General features: G+C 68.6%; 20 protein-coding genes. 13 read left to right on the forward strand and 7 right to left on the reverse strand.

All coding sequences use genetic code 11. From position 1 onward, the window contains the following. Positions 1-5 precede the first annotated feature (5 nt). The 3 genes from ABZ824_RS25415 to ABZ824_RS25425 are packed head-to-tail and all read right to left on the reverse strand — an operon-like array spanning position 6 to position 1,564. On the reverse strand, positions 6-725 hold the full coding sequence (locus ABZ824_RS25415) for a metallophosphoesterase (protein WP_356965695.1): 720 nt from the start codon (positions 723-725) through the stop codon (positions 6-8). A 5-nt stretch (positions 726-730) separates the two neighbouring features. Beyond that, a complete protein-coding gene (locus ABZ824_RS25420; protein ID WP_355075244.1) occupies positions 731-1,000 on the reverse strand; it encodes a BON domain-containing protein in 270 nt (89 codons plus the stop codon). Beyond that, complete coding sequence (locus tag ABZ824_RS25425) at positions 1,001-1,564, reverse strand: nucleotidyltransferase family protein (protein WP_355075246.1); 564 nt, start codon at positions 1,562-1,564, stop codon at positions 1,001-1,003. It abuts the gene before it with no gap. 141 nt (positions 1,565-1,705) lie between these two features. Between ABZ824_RS25425 and ABZ824_RS25430 the strand changes: the two genes are divergently transcribed. Then, positions 1,706-2,131: a ChaB family protein gene (locus tag ABZ824_RS25430; RefSeq protein WP_355075248.1), complete on the forward strand. Its 426-nt coding sequence runs from the start codon at positions 1,706-1,708 to the stop codon at positions 2,129-2,131. Next, a complete protein-coding gene (locus tag ABZ824_RS25435; protein ID WP_355075250.1) occupies positions 2,118-2,630 on the forward strand; it encodes a DUF6328 family protein in 513 nt (170 codons plus the stop codon). The genes ABZ824_RS25430 and ABZ824_RS25435 overlap by 14 nt, the downstream gene beginning before the upstream one ends. 1 nt (position 2,631) lies before the next feature. Here ABZ824_RS25435 and ABZ824_RS25440 read toward each other — a convergent pair whose 3' ends face one another. Next, complete coding sequence (locus tag ABZ824_RS25440) at positions 2,632-3,831, reverse strand: glycosyltransferase (RefSeq protein ID WP_356965698.1); 1,200 nt, start codon at positions 3,829-3,831, stop codon at positions 2,632-2,634. A 396-nt stretch (positions 3,832-4,227) separates the two neighbouring features. Between ABZ824_RS25440 and ABZ824_RS25445 the strand changes: the two genes are divergently transcribed. From ABZ824_RS25445 to thpD, 11 genes are all read left to right on the forward strand, one after another. Continuing rightward, positions 4,228-4,641, forward strand: a complete 414-nt coding sequence (locus tag ABZ824_RS25445; RefSeq protein ID WP_355075253.1) for an STAS domain-containing protein — start codon at positions 4,228-4,230, stop codon at positions 4,639-4,641. A 90-nt stretch (positions 4,642-4,731) separates the two neighbouring features. Beyond that, the gene (locus ABZ824_RS25450) at positions 4,732-5,415 is read left to right on the forward strand and encodes a PAS and ANTAR domain-containing protein (protein WP_356965700.1); all 684 of its coding nucleotides are present in this window, start codon (positions 4,732-4,734) and stop codon (positions 5,413-5,415) included. Between the two features lie 168 nt (positions 5,416-5,583). Then, the gene (locus ABZ824_RS25455) at positions 5,584-6,015 is read left to right on the forward strand and encodes an anti-sigma factor (RefSeq protein WP_355075255.1); all 432 of its coding nucleotides are present in this window, start codon (positions 5,584-5,586) and stop codon (positions 6,013-6,015) included. Next, positions 6,005-6,790 (forward strand): RNA polymerase sigma factor SigF, encoded by a 786-nt coding sequence (locus ABZ824_RS25460; protein WP_355075257.1) that lies wholly within the window; start codon positions 6,005-6,007, stop codon positions 6,788-6,790. Before ABZ824_RS25455 ends, ABZ824_RS25460 begins: the two co-directional genes overlap by 11 nt. A gap of 513 nt (positions 6,791-7,303) precedes the next feature. Further along, the gene (locus ABZ824_RS25465) at positions 7,304-7,651 is read left to right on the forward strand and encodes a hypothetical protein (RefSeq protein ID WP_356965703.1); all 348 of its coding nucleotides are present in this window, start codon (positions 7,304-7,306) and stop codon (positions 7,649-7,651) included. Between the two features lie 446 nt (positions 7,652-8,097). After that, positions 8,098-8,808: a response regulator transcription factor gene (locus ABZ824_RS25470; protein ID WP_355075261.1), complete on the forward strand. Its 711-nt coding sequence runs from the start codon at positions 8,098-8,100 to the stop codon at positions 8,806-8,808. After that, on the forward strand, positions 8,795-9,904 hold the full coding sequence (locus tag ABZ824_RS25475) for a HAMP domain-containing sensor histidine kinase (RefSeq protein WP_356965705.1): 1,110 nt from the start codon (positions 8,795-8,797) through the stop codon (positions 9,902-9,904). Before ABZ824_RS25470 ends, ABZ824_RS25475 begins: the two co-directional genes overlap by 14 nt. Positions 9,905-9,988: 84 nt before the next feature. Further along, entirely contained in the window at positions 9,989-10,591 is a 603-nt protein-coding gene (gene ectA / locus ABZ824_RS25480) for a diaminobutyrate acetyltransferase (RefSeq protein WP_355075265.1), read from the forward strand. Beyond that, the gene (ectB, locus tag ABZ824_RS25485; protein WP_356965707.1) at positions 10,588-11,865 is read left to right on the forward strand and encodes a diaminobutyrate--2-oxoglutarate transaminase; all 1,278 of its coding nucleotides are present in this window, start codon (positions 10,588-10,590) and stop codon (positions 11,863-11,865) included. Before ectA ends, ectB begins: the two co-directional genes overlap by 4 nt. Next, positions 11,862-12,260 carry an ectoine synthase gene (locus ABZ824_RS25490; protein WP_355075269.1) on the forward strand — a complete coding sequence of 133 codons (399 nt, stop codon included), beginning with the start codon at positions 11,862-11,864 and terminating at the stop codon, positions 12,258-12,260. The genes ectB and ABZ824_RS25490 overlap by 4 nt, the downstream gene beginning before the upstream one ends. An 8-nt stretch (positions 12,261-12,268) precedes the next feature. After that, positions 12,269-13,174 carry an ectoine hydroxylase gene (gene thpD, locus ABZ824_RS25495; protein WP_356965709.1) on the forward strand — a complete coding sequence of 302 codons (906 nt, stop codon included), beginning with the start codon at positions 12,269-12,271 and terminating at the stop codon, positions 13,172-13,174. 94 nt (positions 13,175-13,268) lie between these two features. Here thpD and ABZ824_RS25500 read toward each other — a convergent pair whose 3' ends face one another. The 3 genes from ABZ824_RS25500 to ABZ824_RS25510 form a co-directional block, all read right to left on the reverse strand. Then, the gene (locus tag ABZ824_RS25500) at positions 13,269-14,432 is read right to left on the reverse strand and encodes a lactate 2-monooxygenase (RefSeq protein ID WP_356965711.1); all 1,164 of its coding nucleotides are present in this window, start codon (positions 14,430-14,432) and stop codon (positions 13,269-13,271) included. A gap of 66 nt (positions 14,433-14,498) precedes the next feature. Beyond that, positions 14,499-15,305: a 23S ribosomal RNA methyltransferase Erm gene (erm, locus tag ABZ824_RS25505; RefSeq protein ID WP_356965713.1), complete on the reverse strand. Its 807-nt coding sequence runs from the start codon at positions 15,303-15,305 to the stop codon at positions 14,499-14,501. Positions 15,306-15,599: 294 nt separating this feature from the next. Beyond that, entirely contained in the window at positions 15,600-16,262 is a 663-nt protein-coding gene (locus ABZ824_RS25510) for a hypothetical protein (RefSeq protein WP_356965715.1), read from the reverse strand. Positions 16,263-16,456 lie beyond the last annotated feature (194 nt).

Here is a 16,456-nt window from a genome sequence, read left to right on the forward strand (position 1 = left end):
CCTACTCAGACCGCGGCCGGGTGCATGTCGTAGACCGCGTACGCCGCTCGGATCACCGGCTGGGCGACATTGCGCACCCGGATGCCGCCCGGAGTGGTGCCGCGCTCGGTGCCCGCGTGCGCATGGCCGTGCAACGCCAGGTCGGCGCCGTGTTCATCGATCGCCTCGCCGAGCAGGTAGGAGCCGAGGAACGGATAGATCTCCCTCGGCTCGCCGTGCAGGGTGTCGCTGATCGGGGAGTAGTGCGTGAGCGCGACGGTGACGTCGGTGTGCAGATTCGCCAGCGCATCGCCGAGTGCGGCGGCCACGTCCACGGTGTGCCCGGCGAATTCGCGCATCAGGGGTTCACCGAAGACGCTTGCGCACTTGCCCGCGAAGCCGCCGCCGAAGCCTTTCGTGCCCGCGACCCCGAGCGTGCTCCCGTCGAGGTGCAACGTCACCGAAGTGCCTTCCAGCACCGTGATGCCGTGGTCGGCCAGCACGGCGCTGATCTCCTGATCGGCGTCGCTGTGATAGTCGTGGTTGCCCAGGACGGCGACGACCGGCACGCCCAGGTCGGCGAACTCCTCCGCGACCACCCGGCCTTCGTCGACGGCGCCGTGGCGCGTCAGGTCGCCCGCCAGCAGGAGCACATCCGCTCGCGCGGACAGTCCGTCCAGTGCCTCCCGCCATTGGCCGCGCGAATCCACGCCGAGATGTACGTCACCGACCGCGGCTATCCGCATGCCGCTCAACTCCTTTCGGATCCGTCCGGCTCCAGCGTCTCGGTTTCGACGGGCGCCGTGGGACGGGTGACATGGACGTCGTTGTGGATCCGAGCGTGCGGAAGCTGTTCGCGCACGACGGTTTCCATCTGCTGTTTGCAGTTCTCGCTGCTCACCTCGCCGCACAGCACCACGACGTCGCCGCGAATGGTCACCTGCACACCGAGTTCGGCGGTGCGGGGATCCTCGGCCAGCGCCCGGCGCAATCGTGCGACCAGGTATTGCGGCTGCTCCATCTACTCCACCTTTCCGGTGCGGGTGATGCCGAGATCGTCCAGCAGGCCCAGGAAGGCCCGCGCGTAGGGCGAGGCCTTGGTCTGCTCGCGCACCACCTCCCAGTCGACCTGTTCGCGCAGGTCGCGCGCGATGTGCAGAATCGGGCTGAGATCAAGGCGGTGCGCGTCGAAGACGAGCATCTTGTCGATCATCAGGTCGGTACCGCTGATCACCGGGGCCTTGGCGGGCCCGATCCGCATCTCGGTGGCCCGGTCGAGCAGTTCGTCGGTCACCTCGCGATCGTTCGGGCGGTGGATGACGTCCACCAGGATGTCGTCGGCGTAGACCTTGCGTAGCCAGTTCTCCGGCGGGTCGCACACCCGCAGCCCCGCACGGGCCAGCGTTTGGATCGCCCGCCCGCTGTCGGCCGGTTTGACGAAGATGTCCACGTCGTGCTGGGAGGTGGGGCCGCCACGGGCGTAGACCGCGCAGCCGCCCGCCACCGCGAATCGGATGTCTGTCGCCGCCAAGGCGTTCACCGTGCGGGTGAGCGCATGCAGCAGCTGATCGGTGGTAACGGCCATGCAGCGGTGGTACCCGGCGGACACCGGGTTAATCGACGTTTCACCGGGTATGCGTCCGGATATCCGGAGGGCCCGATGCGGCCCGGCACCGGGCTTTCGGACCACTTCGGACCAACCTCGCGAGCAGGGAAGGAGCGACACATGCCCAAGACGACAGCGCGCGGCGATGTGAAGAAGTCCGAGTTGCCGAGCACGCTGAAGCGGTCGGAGGAGAAGGCGCAGCGCACCTTCGCCGAGGCGCACGACGCCGCGCTGGAGCAGTACGACGGGAACGAACAGCGCGCCCACCGCGTCGCCTATGCCGCGCTGAAGCACAGCTACGAGAAAGTCGGCGACCACTGGGAGCCCAAGGCGCACCGCGGTCCCTCGGACGAACGCGCCAAGCAACACGGGCCGGACGCGCGAGGTGAGACGGCCGAAGGCGTCGATGCCAACGCGTCGAAACAACACCTGCTGGAGGTCGCCCGGCGACTCGAGGTCACCGGGCGCTCGCGGATGAGCAAGGACGAACTCGTCGAGGCGATCAAGAAACGCAACCGCCGGGAGGCCGCGCGTGCCCGAGGGTGAGGACGACGACTGGGCCCGCCGTGCGCGCGGCGAGACCGAGCTGGAACGACTGGACCGGAACTGGGCGAGCCTGATCCAAGAGTTGCGCGTTGTCCAGACCGGTGTGCAATTCCTGTTCGGGGCGTTGCTGGTGCTGCCGTTCCAGGCGTCGTTCGGCACGCTGGCGCCGGGCTTGCGAGCGCTGTACCTCGCCACTTTGGCTGCTGTGCTGGGGGCGACGGTGTTCCTGATCGCGCCGGTGTCCTGGCATCGGATCCTGTTCCGCAGGCACCGGCTGGGCAATGTCGTCTGGGCGGCGCACCGGTGCGCGATGGCCGGCGTCGCACTGCTGGGTCTCGCGTTGATCGGCGCGGTGGTTCTCGTGGTCGACTATGTGACGGGCACGGCAGCGGCGGTGGTGACCGGTATCGCCGCCGTCGCGTTGTTCGTGTCGACATGGCTCGTCGCCCCCTGGCGCTGGCGCAGCGCGTCCGAGGACGTCCGCGCCGAGCACTACTGATTCACCGCGCCCAGGAGACGACCTCGCCCGCGTGAGCGGGGGCGCCGCGGTGGTAGGCGCTGAGCGTCTCGACCGCGACCCGATCCCAGGAATTGCGGCTCGCCGCCCGCTGATAGGCTGCCGCGCCCCAGGTTTCGCGCAACGTCGAGTCCGCCAGGAGCGGGCGCACCGCCCGCACGATGGCAGCGGGTTCGGGCGGAGCGACGAATCGTCCCGTGACGCCGTCGACCACGGTATCCAGCAGGCCGCCGACAGCCGTGGCGATCACCGGCTTCCCGCAGGCCATAGCCTCCAGCGCCACCCGGCCGAACGGCTCGTACCAGGGCGTGCAGAGCACGACGTCGGCGGAGCGGTACAGCCGGGGCAGGGTCGGCCGCGTGACCGGTCCGGTCAATCGAAGCCGTTCTCGCACACCATGATCCGATGCGATGCGGCGCAGCCTGCGGCCTTCGGCGTCGTCCTCGTCGTCGGCGGCGGGGCCGCCGACGATCACCAGCTCGGTGTCCGGCAGCTCCGCCAGCGCTCCGATAAGGGGGTCGAATCCGCTGCGGCGCACCAACTCTCCGGCCGCGAGCAGTCGGTGCGTGGCATGCCGATCGGCGGCCGCGCCCTCCGGGGTGAACCTCGTGAGGTCGACCCCGTGCGGCACGATCGAGGTACGGAAGCGCGGCACGCCCATCCTGGCCAGCTCCCCGACCTCGTCGGAGCAGGTCGCCACCACATGCGCCGCCCGCGTCGCGATGAGCCGCTCGAACCGGATCCGCGAGCGTGGGCTCGGGTCGGCGAGACCTTCGCAGCGCCGCTGCACGGTGCCGAGCCCGTGGAAGGTCAGCACCACCGGGATGCCGTGGGCGCGGGAGGCCAGTTCGGCGGCGAGCCCGGACTTCCAGTAGTGCGCGTGCACGATGTCGGGCCGATCGGCACCCCAGTGCCGTCGCAGAACGGTGCCGAAGTCACCGAGGTAGGGCAGGGTGCGGTCGCTCGGCAAGGGGTTGGGCGGTCCGGCCGCGACGTGCACCACGCGATAGCCGCCGTCGGCGAGCAACTCGGCCGGGGCGTGCGGACTGATACGTCGGGTATAAACCGTCACGTCGTGGCCCCGGCGGGCATAGGCGGCCGACAACTCCGCTACATAGGCGCCGCGGCCGCCCCCGTCGGCGGGGCTGCCTTCGGCGAGCGGGCTGGCATCTTCGGAAACCATGGCAATCTTCACCGGGTGCTCCGTTCTCGTCGCGGGCGGCATCCGGACGCGCGGATACGCGCGGTTGCCCTACGACCGGCATCGCGTGACGTTCGGGAATATGTTCGGTATATGCCCGCGGCCGGCCCGATGAAACCCCACGTCAGCGGTCACATTCCCAGCCGAACGGTCGGTTCGTCCCGGTCGCGGGCCCTCCGGCGGCGGGTCACGTTCTCCTACCGAACGCTGTCGGGAAGGGGTCGGCCGTGCCACACTGTAGGGAGGTTGAGATCACAGCCGACCCCGGTTCGACGCATTCGGCGCAGCCGGTCGATGGGACGGCACGGCAACCGATTCGCGCGCTGCCCTCTCCGGCCGTCGCGGAGGACTGGATACCCCCTACACGGGAGGTTCGACTTGTCTGCCATTTCTCTGCTACGGGACCACGCCGAGGGCGTGCATCTCAATGGTTCGGGACCGGGACGTCGTCGGGACAACCGGTTGTGGGCACAGCGGGTGGACCGCCGTCGCGAATGCGTGGTGGTCCGGGTCGAAGGCGAGTTGGACGCCGCCGTGTCCGCCGAATTCTTCGAGACGGTCGAGCGTGCGTTGCAGTCACCGTGCGATGCCGTCGTGATCGATCTGCGAGCGGCGAGGTTCTTGAGTCTGCGCGCGGCCGTGCGGCTCGGTGCGCTGCGCAGAGAGGGGTTGGGTCGTCCGGACCTGCGCATCGTCGTGGGCGGACCGGGAGTCGAGCGGGCACTCGAGGTGACCGGCGTGCGGTCGTTGTTCCCCCGCTACCAGTCCATGCGCACAGCTTTGGACGCCTGAGCCGGAGACTGTCGCCCAAGGCCGGTGCTCGCCGGTGTGACCGCTCCCGATCCGGTCACACCGCGCGCGTCGGCATCGGATACTTCAGCGGTGAGTGAAAGCAGGTCGGTCCAGCCCGAGAATGCCCTCGCGCTGGACCAGGTGATCGGTACCGGAAGGCCGCAAAGTGTCGGCAGTTTCCGTTTCTGGTTCGCCGACCAGCGTTGGGAATGGTCGGACGAGGTCGCGTCGATGCACGGTTACGCGGTGGGGAAGGTGACGCCGACCACGGAGTTGTTGCTGAAGCACAAGCACCCGGACGATCGCGAAGCGGTGGCCAGCGCCTTGGCGCGGTCGATCGCCGACGCGGAACCGTTCTCCAGTCGCCATCGCATCATCGACACCGCCGGCGCGGTCCACCACGTGGTCCTGGTCGCCGACCGGATGATCGACGACTCGGGGCTGGTGGTGGGCACCTCCGGCTACTACATCGACGTCACCGACACCCTCGAGGAGCACCGGCAGGAGACGCTGGACGACGCCCTGCCCGAGTTGTACGCCGCCCGAGCGGTGATCGAGCAGGCGAAGGGCGCGCTCATGCTGATCTACGGCGTCGGCCCCGAGCAGGCGTTCCGTGTGCTGAGCTGGCGATCGCAGGAGACCAACGTCAAACTGCGCAAACTGGCCGCGCGGCTGGTCGCCGATCTGCCCGGGCTGGCCGGCGTCACGGTAGGCCTGCGCACCGAATTCGATCATCTGCTGCTCACCGCCCACGAGCGCATCGACGGCGACTGACCGGCGTTTCGATCCCATCCCGGCGGGTACGTCCCGGACGAGGAACGCGGCGATATTCCGCTCCACAGTCCGTGGCGTCCGCGGTGTTCCGGTGGCTGAGAAGGAGAACTCGGCGGCGGTATGCAGGCCGCAGTGGAGTGGCTGTGAGGACAAGGTGGTGATGGGCAAATGGGGGAGTCGACTTCCCGATCCTCGACCGATACGACGACAGTCGGTGTACGGGTGCCCGCTCGGCTGGAACAGTTGACCATGCTCCGCGCGCTCGCCGAGACAGTCGCCCTCATCGCGGACTTCGCCTTGGACGAGGTGACCGATATCCGGCTCGCGCTCGACGAGGTGGCGACCTCGCTCATCATCGACGCCGCCGTTGGCTCGACGATCGACTGCGAGTTCACCTATGACGACGGCAAGATGTTCGTGCACGTCTCCTCGGTGGCGGTCACCGAGTCGGTGCTCGGGCACGCCGGGCTCGGCTGGCACATCGTACGCACGCTGACCGATTCGATCGCCGCCGCGCAGGGCTCCTACGACAGTGTGCTCGGCGGATATCCGACAGTGATCGACTTCAGCTGGGTGCGAGGTGCGCCGAATGGCGGGTGAGCCGAGGTCGCGCGGGGATACCTACGACAACATCGAGCCGCTGTTCGAGAAGATCGCCGCGCTGGATCCCGGCGATCCACGACGTGCGCCGATGCGTCGGGAGCTGATCGAACGATGCCTGCCGCTGGCCGAGCACATCGCCCGCAAGTTCGCCGGGCGCGGCGAGAACTTCGACGACCTGCTGCAAGTGGCCCGCCTGGGGTTGGTGCAGGCAGCGGACCGTTTCGACGTCACGCGCGGATCGTCGTTCCTGTCCTTCGCCGTGCCCACGATCATGGGCGAGGTCCGGCGGCACTTCCGGGACAACACCTGGGCGGTGCGGGTGCCCCGCCGGACCAAGGAGATCCAGCTGAGTATCGGTCCGACCGTCGAAACGCTGTCCCAGCGACTGGGCCGGATGCCACGCGCCAGGGAGATCGCGGCCGAGCTGGATGTCGAGCTCGTGGAGGTGACCCAAGCGCTGATCGCGGGCAACGCCTACCAGTCGTCGTCCATCGACGCGGCCGCCGGTGAGGACGCCGAGAACACCGCGCAGCCGCTACTGGACAGCCTCGGCGCCGAAGAGCCCTCCTATCACCTGGTCGAGGACGTGATGGCGGTCGAACCGCTGCTCGGCGAACTTCCCGAGCGTGAGCGTCAGGTGCTGACCATGCGCTTCTTCGAGTCGTTGACGCAGAATCAGATCGCCGAGCGGCTCGGAGTCTCCCAGATGCACGTTTCGCGCATTCTTTCCCGGACCTTGAACGCGCTGCGCGAGCAGGCGCTGCGGGACTGACGTCGGCCCGTTACACCGGATTCGGCGGGGCCGGGTCCGGCGACGGCCCGGGCAGACCGGGGTCCGGCGAAGGGCGGCCGGGATCCGGCACGGGGGGCGTCGGCGCCGGTCCTGGTACCGGCGGACGTGGCGCGGGGCCTGGCACCGGTGGCAGCGGATGCGGATCAGGTTCCGGCGGAACAGGATTGGGCTCCGGAATGGGGTCCGGCTCGGGAATCGGCGGTACGGGATCCGGTTCCGGGATGGGCGGTACGGGGTCCGGCTCGGGCGTGGGCGGGACCGGCTGTGTCGCGCTGTCGGTGGACATGCGAACTCCTCCTCGTTCGGGTGATCGGCGTGCGCTACGGCGGCGACCGCGCTTCGTCCGGCCGATCATCGGCCGGTTACCCACCGATCACGGCGCCAACCGGTTCGTGCGGCAGCCACGGTTCGGCCGACCAGTTTGCGTAACAGGCCCAACGGGTAGTTAGACAGGAACCGGACAACAGATGCCGATGGCTCGAGGAGCTCGTCATGACCGACCAGCGCCGCCCAGGCACCCGGAATCCGCGGTTCGGACCGGGTGGGCCGGGGGCGTCGATCCAGTCCCGAGGGATCTCCGTCACCAGGAACCACGATGTCATCCGCCGCTGGGCCGCCCAGCGCGGAGCCCGGCCCGCGACAGTGCCGGGCAGCGAGCACGACGGACGGCTCGGGGTGTTGCGATTCGACTTTCCCGGGTACGGGGGCGCCGTGCTGCGCCCGGTGCGGTGGGAAGAGTGGTTCGCCACCTTCGATGCCAGGAAACTTCGCTTCTGGTACGTGGAGCGCGGCACCGATGATCCGCCGAGCAACTTCAACCGTTTGGAGCCGCCGCGATAGCCGGGCGGCCGCTGGATTAGTCGTGAGACCGGTCACGGTCGTGCGCCCGTGATCGGCGCATCGGAAGCAATGTGACGCACGGCACGATCGCCTCGCGAAATCTGTTGTCGGCCCTGCGGTTCGCGCCGACCCCGCCCGATGCGATCGCTTATTCGAAAAAGTCTGTTACCGTGCACTTTTCGCGGTCGGTCTCGTTCTCGGCGTCGTGCCGCGGTGCGCGGAAGGCGAGTTCCTCTGCCGCCCCGGTGCTGCCCGAGTCGGGCGGGCGTATAGCGTCGATGGAACAACCAAGAGGCCCCACATCGGTCTGCCGGACGTTTACCGGCCGGGCACAGGGGTACTCGAAGCCGAGCAAAGGTTGCTCGAAAAGCGGAAGGTCGCGTCGGTATGGGGATGCGGTTGTCCGCATCGTGACGCGCTTCCGCATGTCTGCAAGGGATAAGGTCTTGAGCGCAAACCTGATGATCGTGGAAGACGACGACCGGGTCCGCGGTGCCTTACGGCTCGCTATGGAAGACGAGGGATACGACGTCGACGAGGCGGAGGAAGCCGAAGACGCGCTCACTCATCTGCGCAGCAACGGTGTTCCCGATGTGATGATCGTCGATCTGATGCTCGGCGGCATGGACGGGTTCGAGTGTATCCGGGAGATCCGCCGCGACCATGACGTCCCGATCATCGTGGTCAGCGCTCGCGACGACACCCACGACGTGGTGGCCGCCCTGGAGGCGGGTGCCGACGATTTCGTGACCAAGCCGTTCGAAATCAAGGAGATCACCGCTCGTATGCGCGCGGTGCGCCGCCGCTTCCGGCTGACCGCCGAACGGGAGACGCCGCAGGAGATGGTGCTCGAGGCAGACGACACGGCTCCGCTGGTCCTCGCGCAGGACAGCGGGGTGGTGCGCCGCGGTGACGAGGAGATCAGGCTGACGCTCACCGAATTCCGTTTGCTGTGTGAGCTGGCCGAGACGCCGGGCCGGGTGCTCAGCCGCACGGCGCTGCTCGAACGTGTTTGGGACCGTGGGTTTTTCGGCGACGAACGCATCGTGGACGTGCACATGCGCCGCTTGCGCACGAAGATCGAGCGGGATCCGTCCGATCCGCGCATCGTGGTGACGGTGCGCGGACTCGGCTATCGCCTCGATGTGCGCCGCTGAACGCTGCTCCGACGCCGAACGCTGGAATCCGAACGCCTGGAGCCTTCGCGCCCGGGTGACCGCCGTCTTCGCGACGATCGCCGCGCTGATGTCGCTGGTACTGGTCGTTTCGGTCTTCGTGATCAGCCGCGGCTACCTGGAAGCGCAGCGAACACACGCGGGCAGCGAATCGCCGGGAGATCTCAACGCGGATCTCGATCTGCTGCGCAACGTGCTCATCTGCTGCGCCGTCGTGGTCACCCTGATCGGCGCGGCGGTCGGCTGGTGGGCGAGCAGGCGGGTGCTGACCCCGCTGCATCAGCTTGCGGGCACCGCCGCGCGGATCGCCTCCGGTGATCTCGACCAGCGGTTGCCCGCGACCGGGGACCAGGATCTGGCGATCACCGTCGAGTCGTTCAACACCATGGTGGACTCGCTGCAACGGCGCATCGAGCGCGAACACCGGCTCTTCGGTGACGTCAGCCACGAGCTGCGCACGCCCCTCACCACCCTGATGGCCAGCGTCGACGTGCTCAACCGGCACCGCGGCGATCTGCCGGAACGTTCGCAACGGGCGCTCGGCCTGGTCACCGCCGAGGTCGAGCACCTGCGCAAACTGTTGGACGATCTGCTCGCCCTGGCGCGGGTGGAAGCGGGCATGCATCACGGCGACGCCGAGCCGCTGTCGGTGCGCGACCTGCTGGTGCACACGCTGAGCGACCGTCGTTATCCGGGCGAGCTGCTCACGGTGCGCCAGGACGTCACCGTGCGCGGCCGCAAGGTCGAACTGGAGCGCGCGGTGGCCAACCTGCTGCACAACGCCGACCGGCACGGCGGCGGTGTGGTCGCGGTCGGCATCGACCGCGACGGCACCGACGCGGTGCTCACCGTCGACGACGCGGGCCCCGGCGTCCCCGCCGCGGACCGCGACCGGATCTTCGAACGATTCGCCACCGCCCGCAGCGGCCGCCGCTCGCCGGACGGGACGGGGATCGGATTGGCGCTGGTCGCCGAGACGGTCGCCACGCACGGTGGCGGGGTGCACTGCACCGACCGTCCCGGCGGCGGCGCGCGATTCGTCGTGCGGTTGCCCCGGCTCGGCGACATCCATCCGTAATACGACCGTAAAGAAGTCGACAGGTTCACCTCAAAGTCGCTTCGCAAGCCTGGATAAGTACTGCTGATCAGACGAGGGAGTTGTATGTCATCGCCAACCCTGTCCCCAGCGGAGATCGAGCGATCGCGCGTCGGGAACGCCGCGGCCGCTCTGGGGGCCACCCCGTCTCGGAGAAGCGCCGGACCCGCCGTGGTCCTGCGCACGCCCCGCTTGGGCGACGGCGCCCCGATGTGGCGCATCGCGAAGAATTCCGCGGTGCTGGACGTCAATTCGAGCTACGCGTACCTGATGTGGTGCCGGGACTTCGCCGGAACCTCGGTGGTCGCCGAATCCGACGGTCGCGTCGTCGGATACGTGATCGGATTCGTCCGTCCGCAGGCGCCCGACACCGTCTTCGTCTGGCAGATCGCGGTGGACCGCGCGCAGCGCGGCCGCGGCATCGGTGCCGAGCTGCTCCACACGTTGCTCAACAGCGTCGCGGCTCAGGGAGTTTCAGTGCTCGAAACCACCATCTCGCCGGACAACGCCGGTTCCATCGCGCTGTTCACGTCGGTGGCCGCTGCGCGCGGCGCCGAGGTGACCAAGCGCCACTTGTTCGACGCGGGCGTCTTCCCCGACAGCCACGCACCCGAAGACCTGTATCGCATCGCCCCGACCGCCCGCACCACCGAGGAGGATCACCGATGATCAACGCGGACACCACCGTTTTCGAGAGTCTGGAGTCGAACGTGCGCGGTTACTGCCGCGCGTGGCCCACCGTGTTCACCACGGCGAAGGGCAGCTGGTTGCGCGACGAAGAAGGCAAGGACTACCTGGACTTCTTCGCGGGCGCCGGTGCCCTGAACTATGGGCACAACAACGATGTGCTCAAGCGCTCGCTGCTGGACTACATCGCGAGCGACGGCATCACCCACGGCCTCGACATGTCGACCGGAGCCAAGCGCGAACTGCTGGAGACGTTGCGCGACACGCTCTTCACCCCGCGCGGCCTGGACTACAAGGTCCAGTTCCCCGGCCCGACCGGCGCCAACGCGGTCGAGGCCGCGCTCAAGCTGGCGCGTAAGGTCACCGGCCGCGAGACCATCGTCAGTTTCACCAACGCCTTCCACGGCATGACCCTCGGCGCGCTGTCGGTCACCGGCAACGCCGCCAAGCGCGCGGGCGCCGGTGTGCCCTTGGTGCACGCCGCGCACATGCCCTACGACGGCTACTTCGACGGCACCACCGCCGATTTCCAGTGGATGGAGAAGGTGCTCGACGACACCTCGTCGGGCTTCGACCGCCCGGCCGCGGTGATCGTGGAGACGGTGCAGGGCGAAGGCGGCGTCAACGTCGCCCGCGCGGAGTGGCTGCGCCACCTCGCCGGGCTGTGCACGGAGCGGGAGATCCTGTTGATCGTCGACGACGTGCAGATGGGCTGCGGCCGTACCGGACCGTTCTTCTCCTTCGAGATCGCGGGCATCACGCCCGACATCGTGACGTTGTCGAAGTCGATCGGCGGCTACGGCCTGCCCATGGCACTGGTGCTGTTCAAGCCGGAGCTGGACGAGTGGTCGCCGGGTGAGCACAACGGCACCTTCCGCGGCAACAACCCGGCGTTCGTCACCGCGACGACCGCGCTGCGCCACTACTGGTCCGACGACGCCCTGCAGACCGCGACCCTGGCCAAGGGGGAGAAGATCGCGCGCAGCTTGGGCGAGTTGGCCGCGCACTTCCCCGGCGTCTCGACCCGTGGACGCGGACTGGTGCAAGGCGTGGTGTTCGACGATCCCTCACAGGCGGGCAAGGTCTGCCAGATCGCCTTCGAGCGCGGGCTGCTGGTGGAGACCTCCGGCTCGACCGACGAGGTGGTGAAGCTGCTGCCGGCGCTGACGGTCACCGACGAGGAACTCGACCAGGGGCTCGGCGTCCTCACCGGCGCCGTCGAGTCGGTGTGCGGCGGGATGGGGGCGATCGCATGATCGTGCGCAGCACCGCGGAGATCACCGGTACCGAGCGCGACGTCGCGGGCCGAGGCTGGCGCAGCAAGCGCATCGTCCTGGGCGGCGACGGCGTCGGCTTCTCGTTCCACGAGACCACCATTGACGCCGGGACGGTGCACGAGTTCCACTATTTGAATCACGTAGAGGCCGTGTGGCTCGTCGAAGGCGAGGGCACGCTCACCGATCTGGACAACGGCGTCACCTACGAGCTCGCGCCCGGCTCGATGTACCTGCTCGACGGACACGAACGCCACCGCTTGGAGGTGCGCACCACGATGCGGATGATGTGCGTGTTCAACCCGCCGGTCACCGGTCAGGAGGTTCACGACAGCAACGGCGTCTATCCGCTGGTCACCGCGACGATCGGAGGTTGAGGACACCAATGGTTCTGCAGCACACCGAAACACCGCCCGAGACGGCTCGCTACGATCGCTACCCGACCCGTCTCGGCGCGCCCGCTCCGCACTTGGAGCGTGCCGACCCCGCGGTGTGGGGGGAGGTCGAGAGCCCGGAACTGGCCTCGTTCGACACCGATGGGTTCGCCATCCTGGATCAGCTGCTCTCGCCCACGGAAGTGGGCGAGTACAGCGAGGAGATCACCAGGCTGGCGAACGATCCGGCGCTGCGCGACGACGACCGTGTCATCGTGGAGAAGTCGTCGAACCGGGTGCGTTCGGTCTTCGAGGTGCACAAGCTGAGCGAGGCGATCGCCGAACTGGTGCGTCAGCCGCAGGTGCTCCGCCTGGCCGAACAGGTGCTGGGGTCGCCGGTGTACGTGCACCAGAGCCGGGTGAACTACATGCCCGGTTTCCGCGGCACCGGTTTCTACTGGCACTCCGATTTCGAGACCTGGCACGCCGAGGACGGCATGCCCGCGCCGCGAGCGGTGAGCCTGTCGATCGCGTTGACCGACAACTATCCGATCAACGGCAGTCTCATGGTGATGCCGGGCTCGCACCACACCTTCGTGCCGTGCCTGGGCAGCACTCCGGCCGAGCATTACCGGGAGTCGTTGCAGGAGCAGGAGATCGGCGTGCCGACGAGCGACGACATCACCGCGCTCGCGAACCGGTACGGGATCAGTCAGTTCACCGGCCGGGCGGGTTCGGCGCTGTTGTTCGACTCCAACCTGATGCACGGGTCGTCGAACAACATCACGCCGTTCCCGCGCTCGAACATCTTCGTGGTGTTCAACAGCGTGCACAACACGCTCGTCGACCCGTTCGCCGCGCCCGCGCCGCGACCGGGCTACATCGGCAGCCGGGACTTCACGCCGCTGTCGGCCTGATTTCGAGCCGCCCCGCGCGTGCCGCCCGCCCTGGTCGTCGGGCGAGCCGTACGCGCGGGGCGTTTCGCCTGACGTCCGCTGTTTTTCGCGTGGATCAGGCGAGCCGCCGGATCGCTTCCGGACCGAGGTCGGCGATCGTCGGGTAGCCGTCCACCGCCATCAGCAGATCGGCCTCGGCGAGCAGCGAACGCACCACGTGCACGAGGCCGTCGACACCGCCGAGGGCGAGCCCGTAGGAGTAGGGGCGTCCGATGCCGACGGCCGTGGCGCCGAGCGCCAGCGCTTTGACGATGTCGGCGCCGGTGCGGACGCCGGAGTCGAACAGCACCGGCAGGCCGTCGGCCGCCGCGACCACCTCCGGCAGATGCTCGATCGCGGGGATGCCGCCATTGGCTTGTCTGCCGCCGTGATTCGAGCAGTAGATGCCGTCGACGCCCGCGTCCTTGGCGCGCCGTGCGTCGTCGGGATGGCAGATGCCCTTGAGGACGAGCGGCAGGTCGGTCAGCGATCGCAGCCACGCCAGGTCGTCCCAGGTCAACGCGTTGCCGAACAGCGAGATCCAGGTGAGGATGGCGGTTTTCGGATCCTGTTCGGGTGGGCTGGGCAGCAGGGCTCGGAAGACCGGATCGCTGAAGTAGTTGGCCAGGCAGTGGCCGCGCAGCTGAGGAAAGTTGGAGACCGTCAGATCGCGCGGGCGCCAGCCGGGCACCCAGGTGTCCAACGTGACCACGATGGCCTTGAATCCCGCCGCTTCCGCCCGCTGGACCAGGCTCTGCGCGAGATCCCGATCGGTGGGGGTGTAGAGCTGGAACATCCCGGGTGTGTCGCCGAACTCCGCCGCCACGTCCTCGAGCGGATCGACGGTGAGGGTGGAGGCGACCATCGGGACGCCGGTGCGCGCCGCGGCCTTGGCGGTGGCGATGTCGCCGTGCCCGTCCTGGGCGCACAGCCCGATCACGCCGACCGGGGCCAGGAAGATCGGCGTCGGCAGCGTCATGCCGAACAGTTCGATCGAGAGGTCGCGCGTCTTGCTCGCGCGCAACATGCGCGGGATCAGGCCCAGTTTCTCGAAGGCCGTCACATTGGCACGCTGGGTGAGCTCGTCGCCGGCTCCGCCCGCGACGTACGACCAGATCCCCGGTGGCAGCGCCGCCCGGGCCTTGGCTTCCAGGTCGGCGTACGTCATCGGGAAATCGGGCAGCACACCGCCGAGCCCTTGGAAGTAGATCTCGTTCTGGTAGTCGCCGAAGTTGGTCACGCTGCTCCTGTCCACGTCTCGATGCATGAATGTATCCGATACGTTCCTGTAGCGGGTTCGGTTCCCTCAGGCGCGTAGCGCGCGGTACAGCATGAGCCAGCTATCCGGGGAGACCAGCCCGACCGGCTGCTCGAGCGGTATCCCGGCCGCCCCGCAGGCGCTGCGAACGGCGCGGGCGGGAAACTCCCGCCACAACGACGCGGCCACGCTTCCCCCTACTCCGGAGAAACCCAACTCGACCAGCCTGCGGTAAGCGCCGAGCTGCTCGCGCGGCACCAGCGGCTCGGGCCGGTTGCGCAACCGCAGGACGGCGGCATCGACTCGCGGAACCGGATGGAAACTGTGCCTGCCGACGCGCGCGCCCAGTTCGATCGCCGTCGTCGGCCAGTGGGCGACGGTGAGCTTGGTCCAGCAACCGTAATCACCGGAGTGCTTGCGAGCGAATTCGAGCTGGGTGAGCAGGGTCGCGGAGGTGAGCCCGCCCGCGGCCAGGCACCAGCGCACGATGTCGGTAGTGATGGCGAACGGCACGTTGGCCACGACGGCGAACGGCTCCCGAGGCGGGCGCACCGTGCGGAAATCGCGGTGGTACAACTGGATTCGCGGATCGTCCGCGTATCGGCGGCCCAGCAGTGCCGCGTAGCGCCGATCCTTCTCGTAGGCGCGGACCCGGCCGCTCACGGTCAGCAATTGCCTGGTCAGTATGCCGTCACCGGGTCCGACTTCGAGAACGAGATCGTCGGCGGTGACGCCGGAGGCGTGCACGATCAGCCGGGCGGCGCGTGCGTCGGTGAGGAAGTTCTGCGAGAGCCGCTTTCGCGTGGTCGCCGGGTCGCTGCCGCGGGCACGCGAAAGGGAATGATGGCGGGACATGGGTGTCCTCCGAACGGAGTGGTCGAATCGGGAAGGTCGATTCGCCCGGACCCATGCCAGGGCACGAACAGTGCGGCGACCGCTACCGGTCGCCGACGCGGATTCCGCTCGAACGGATCAGGAGATCGCAGCGGTACGGTGCACCGGCAGAGCCCGGGCCTCCGTACGCAGCCGGAGGTAACACGCGCCGACCGCGTACGCTCCGTTCATGCCGGGACTGCCACACATGTCCCGCACCGTACGACCGTCACCCAGCCGTGTGCCACTTCTTTTCCGAATGCGGCACCGTGGAGTTCAGCGCGGCGTCGACTGGCCGACCACGTCCGGGTCTTGCCGCTCGGCGGCGTAGGCCCGCCAGGACTTGGCCTCCGCGTGCTTGCCGAGCTGGTCGAGGAGATCGGCGAGTTCGGCGATGGCGCGCGGCTCGTGGCGGTCGGCGGCGGTGCGCCACCAGGATTCGGCCCCGACGGGATCGCCGCGCCGCAGCCGAACCATGCCGAGTTCGTAGGCGGCACCCGCGTGCCCGGCATCGGAGGCCTGCGCCCACAGTCCGCATGCCTGCTCTTCGTCGCCGCGGCGGTACATCGCGACGCCGAGGTCGTAGAGCGCACCGCGATACCCGGGGTCGCCCGACTGCCTGGACTCGCTCGCCCGGGGCGGGGCGGCGACCGGAGCGGGCCGTTCGTCGGGCTGCGGGACTCCGCTCGGCACCGACGCCGTATCGGGAACCCGGGTACTCGGCACGCTCGCCGGGGGGCTGCTGTTGGTGTCCACCGGGTCGAGCTCACGAACGGGTTTCTCCGCTGCGGGGGGCGTGTGCGACACCTGTCCGCCGAGCGGCGAGTTCGATTCTCGCTGGATGTGATTCGGCTCCGCAGCGCCGGAACTCGAAGGCGAAGTCTGCGCCGGGGGCTGGGTGTGCGTGCCGGCGAGGTCGAATGCGCGATATGGGTCCACCGTCGGACGGTTCGCGACCCGCGGGCTCGATCCGGAGTGCGGACCGCCCGCCGAGGAGAAGGCGGTGGCCGGGACTCGAGTGTCCTGGGGGACGGGCCCGGACCCGGGAGGTGAGGTGCCTGTTTGGGGTTGGGTGTGTGTGCCGATGGGGTCGAGTGCGCTGGGGTCTGCCGCTGTCGGACGGTTCGCGACCC

Origin of the sequence: Nocardia sp. NPDC047038 (assembly GCF_040644075.1) — a bacterium.
GTDB lineage: Bacteria > Actinomycetota > Actinomycetes > Mycobacteriales > Mycobacteriaceae > Nocardia > Nocardia sichangensis.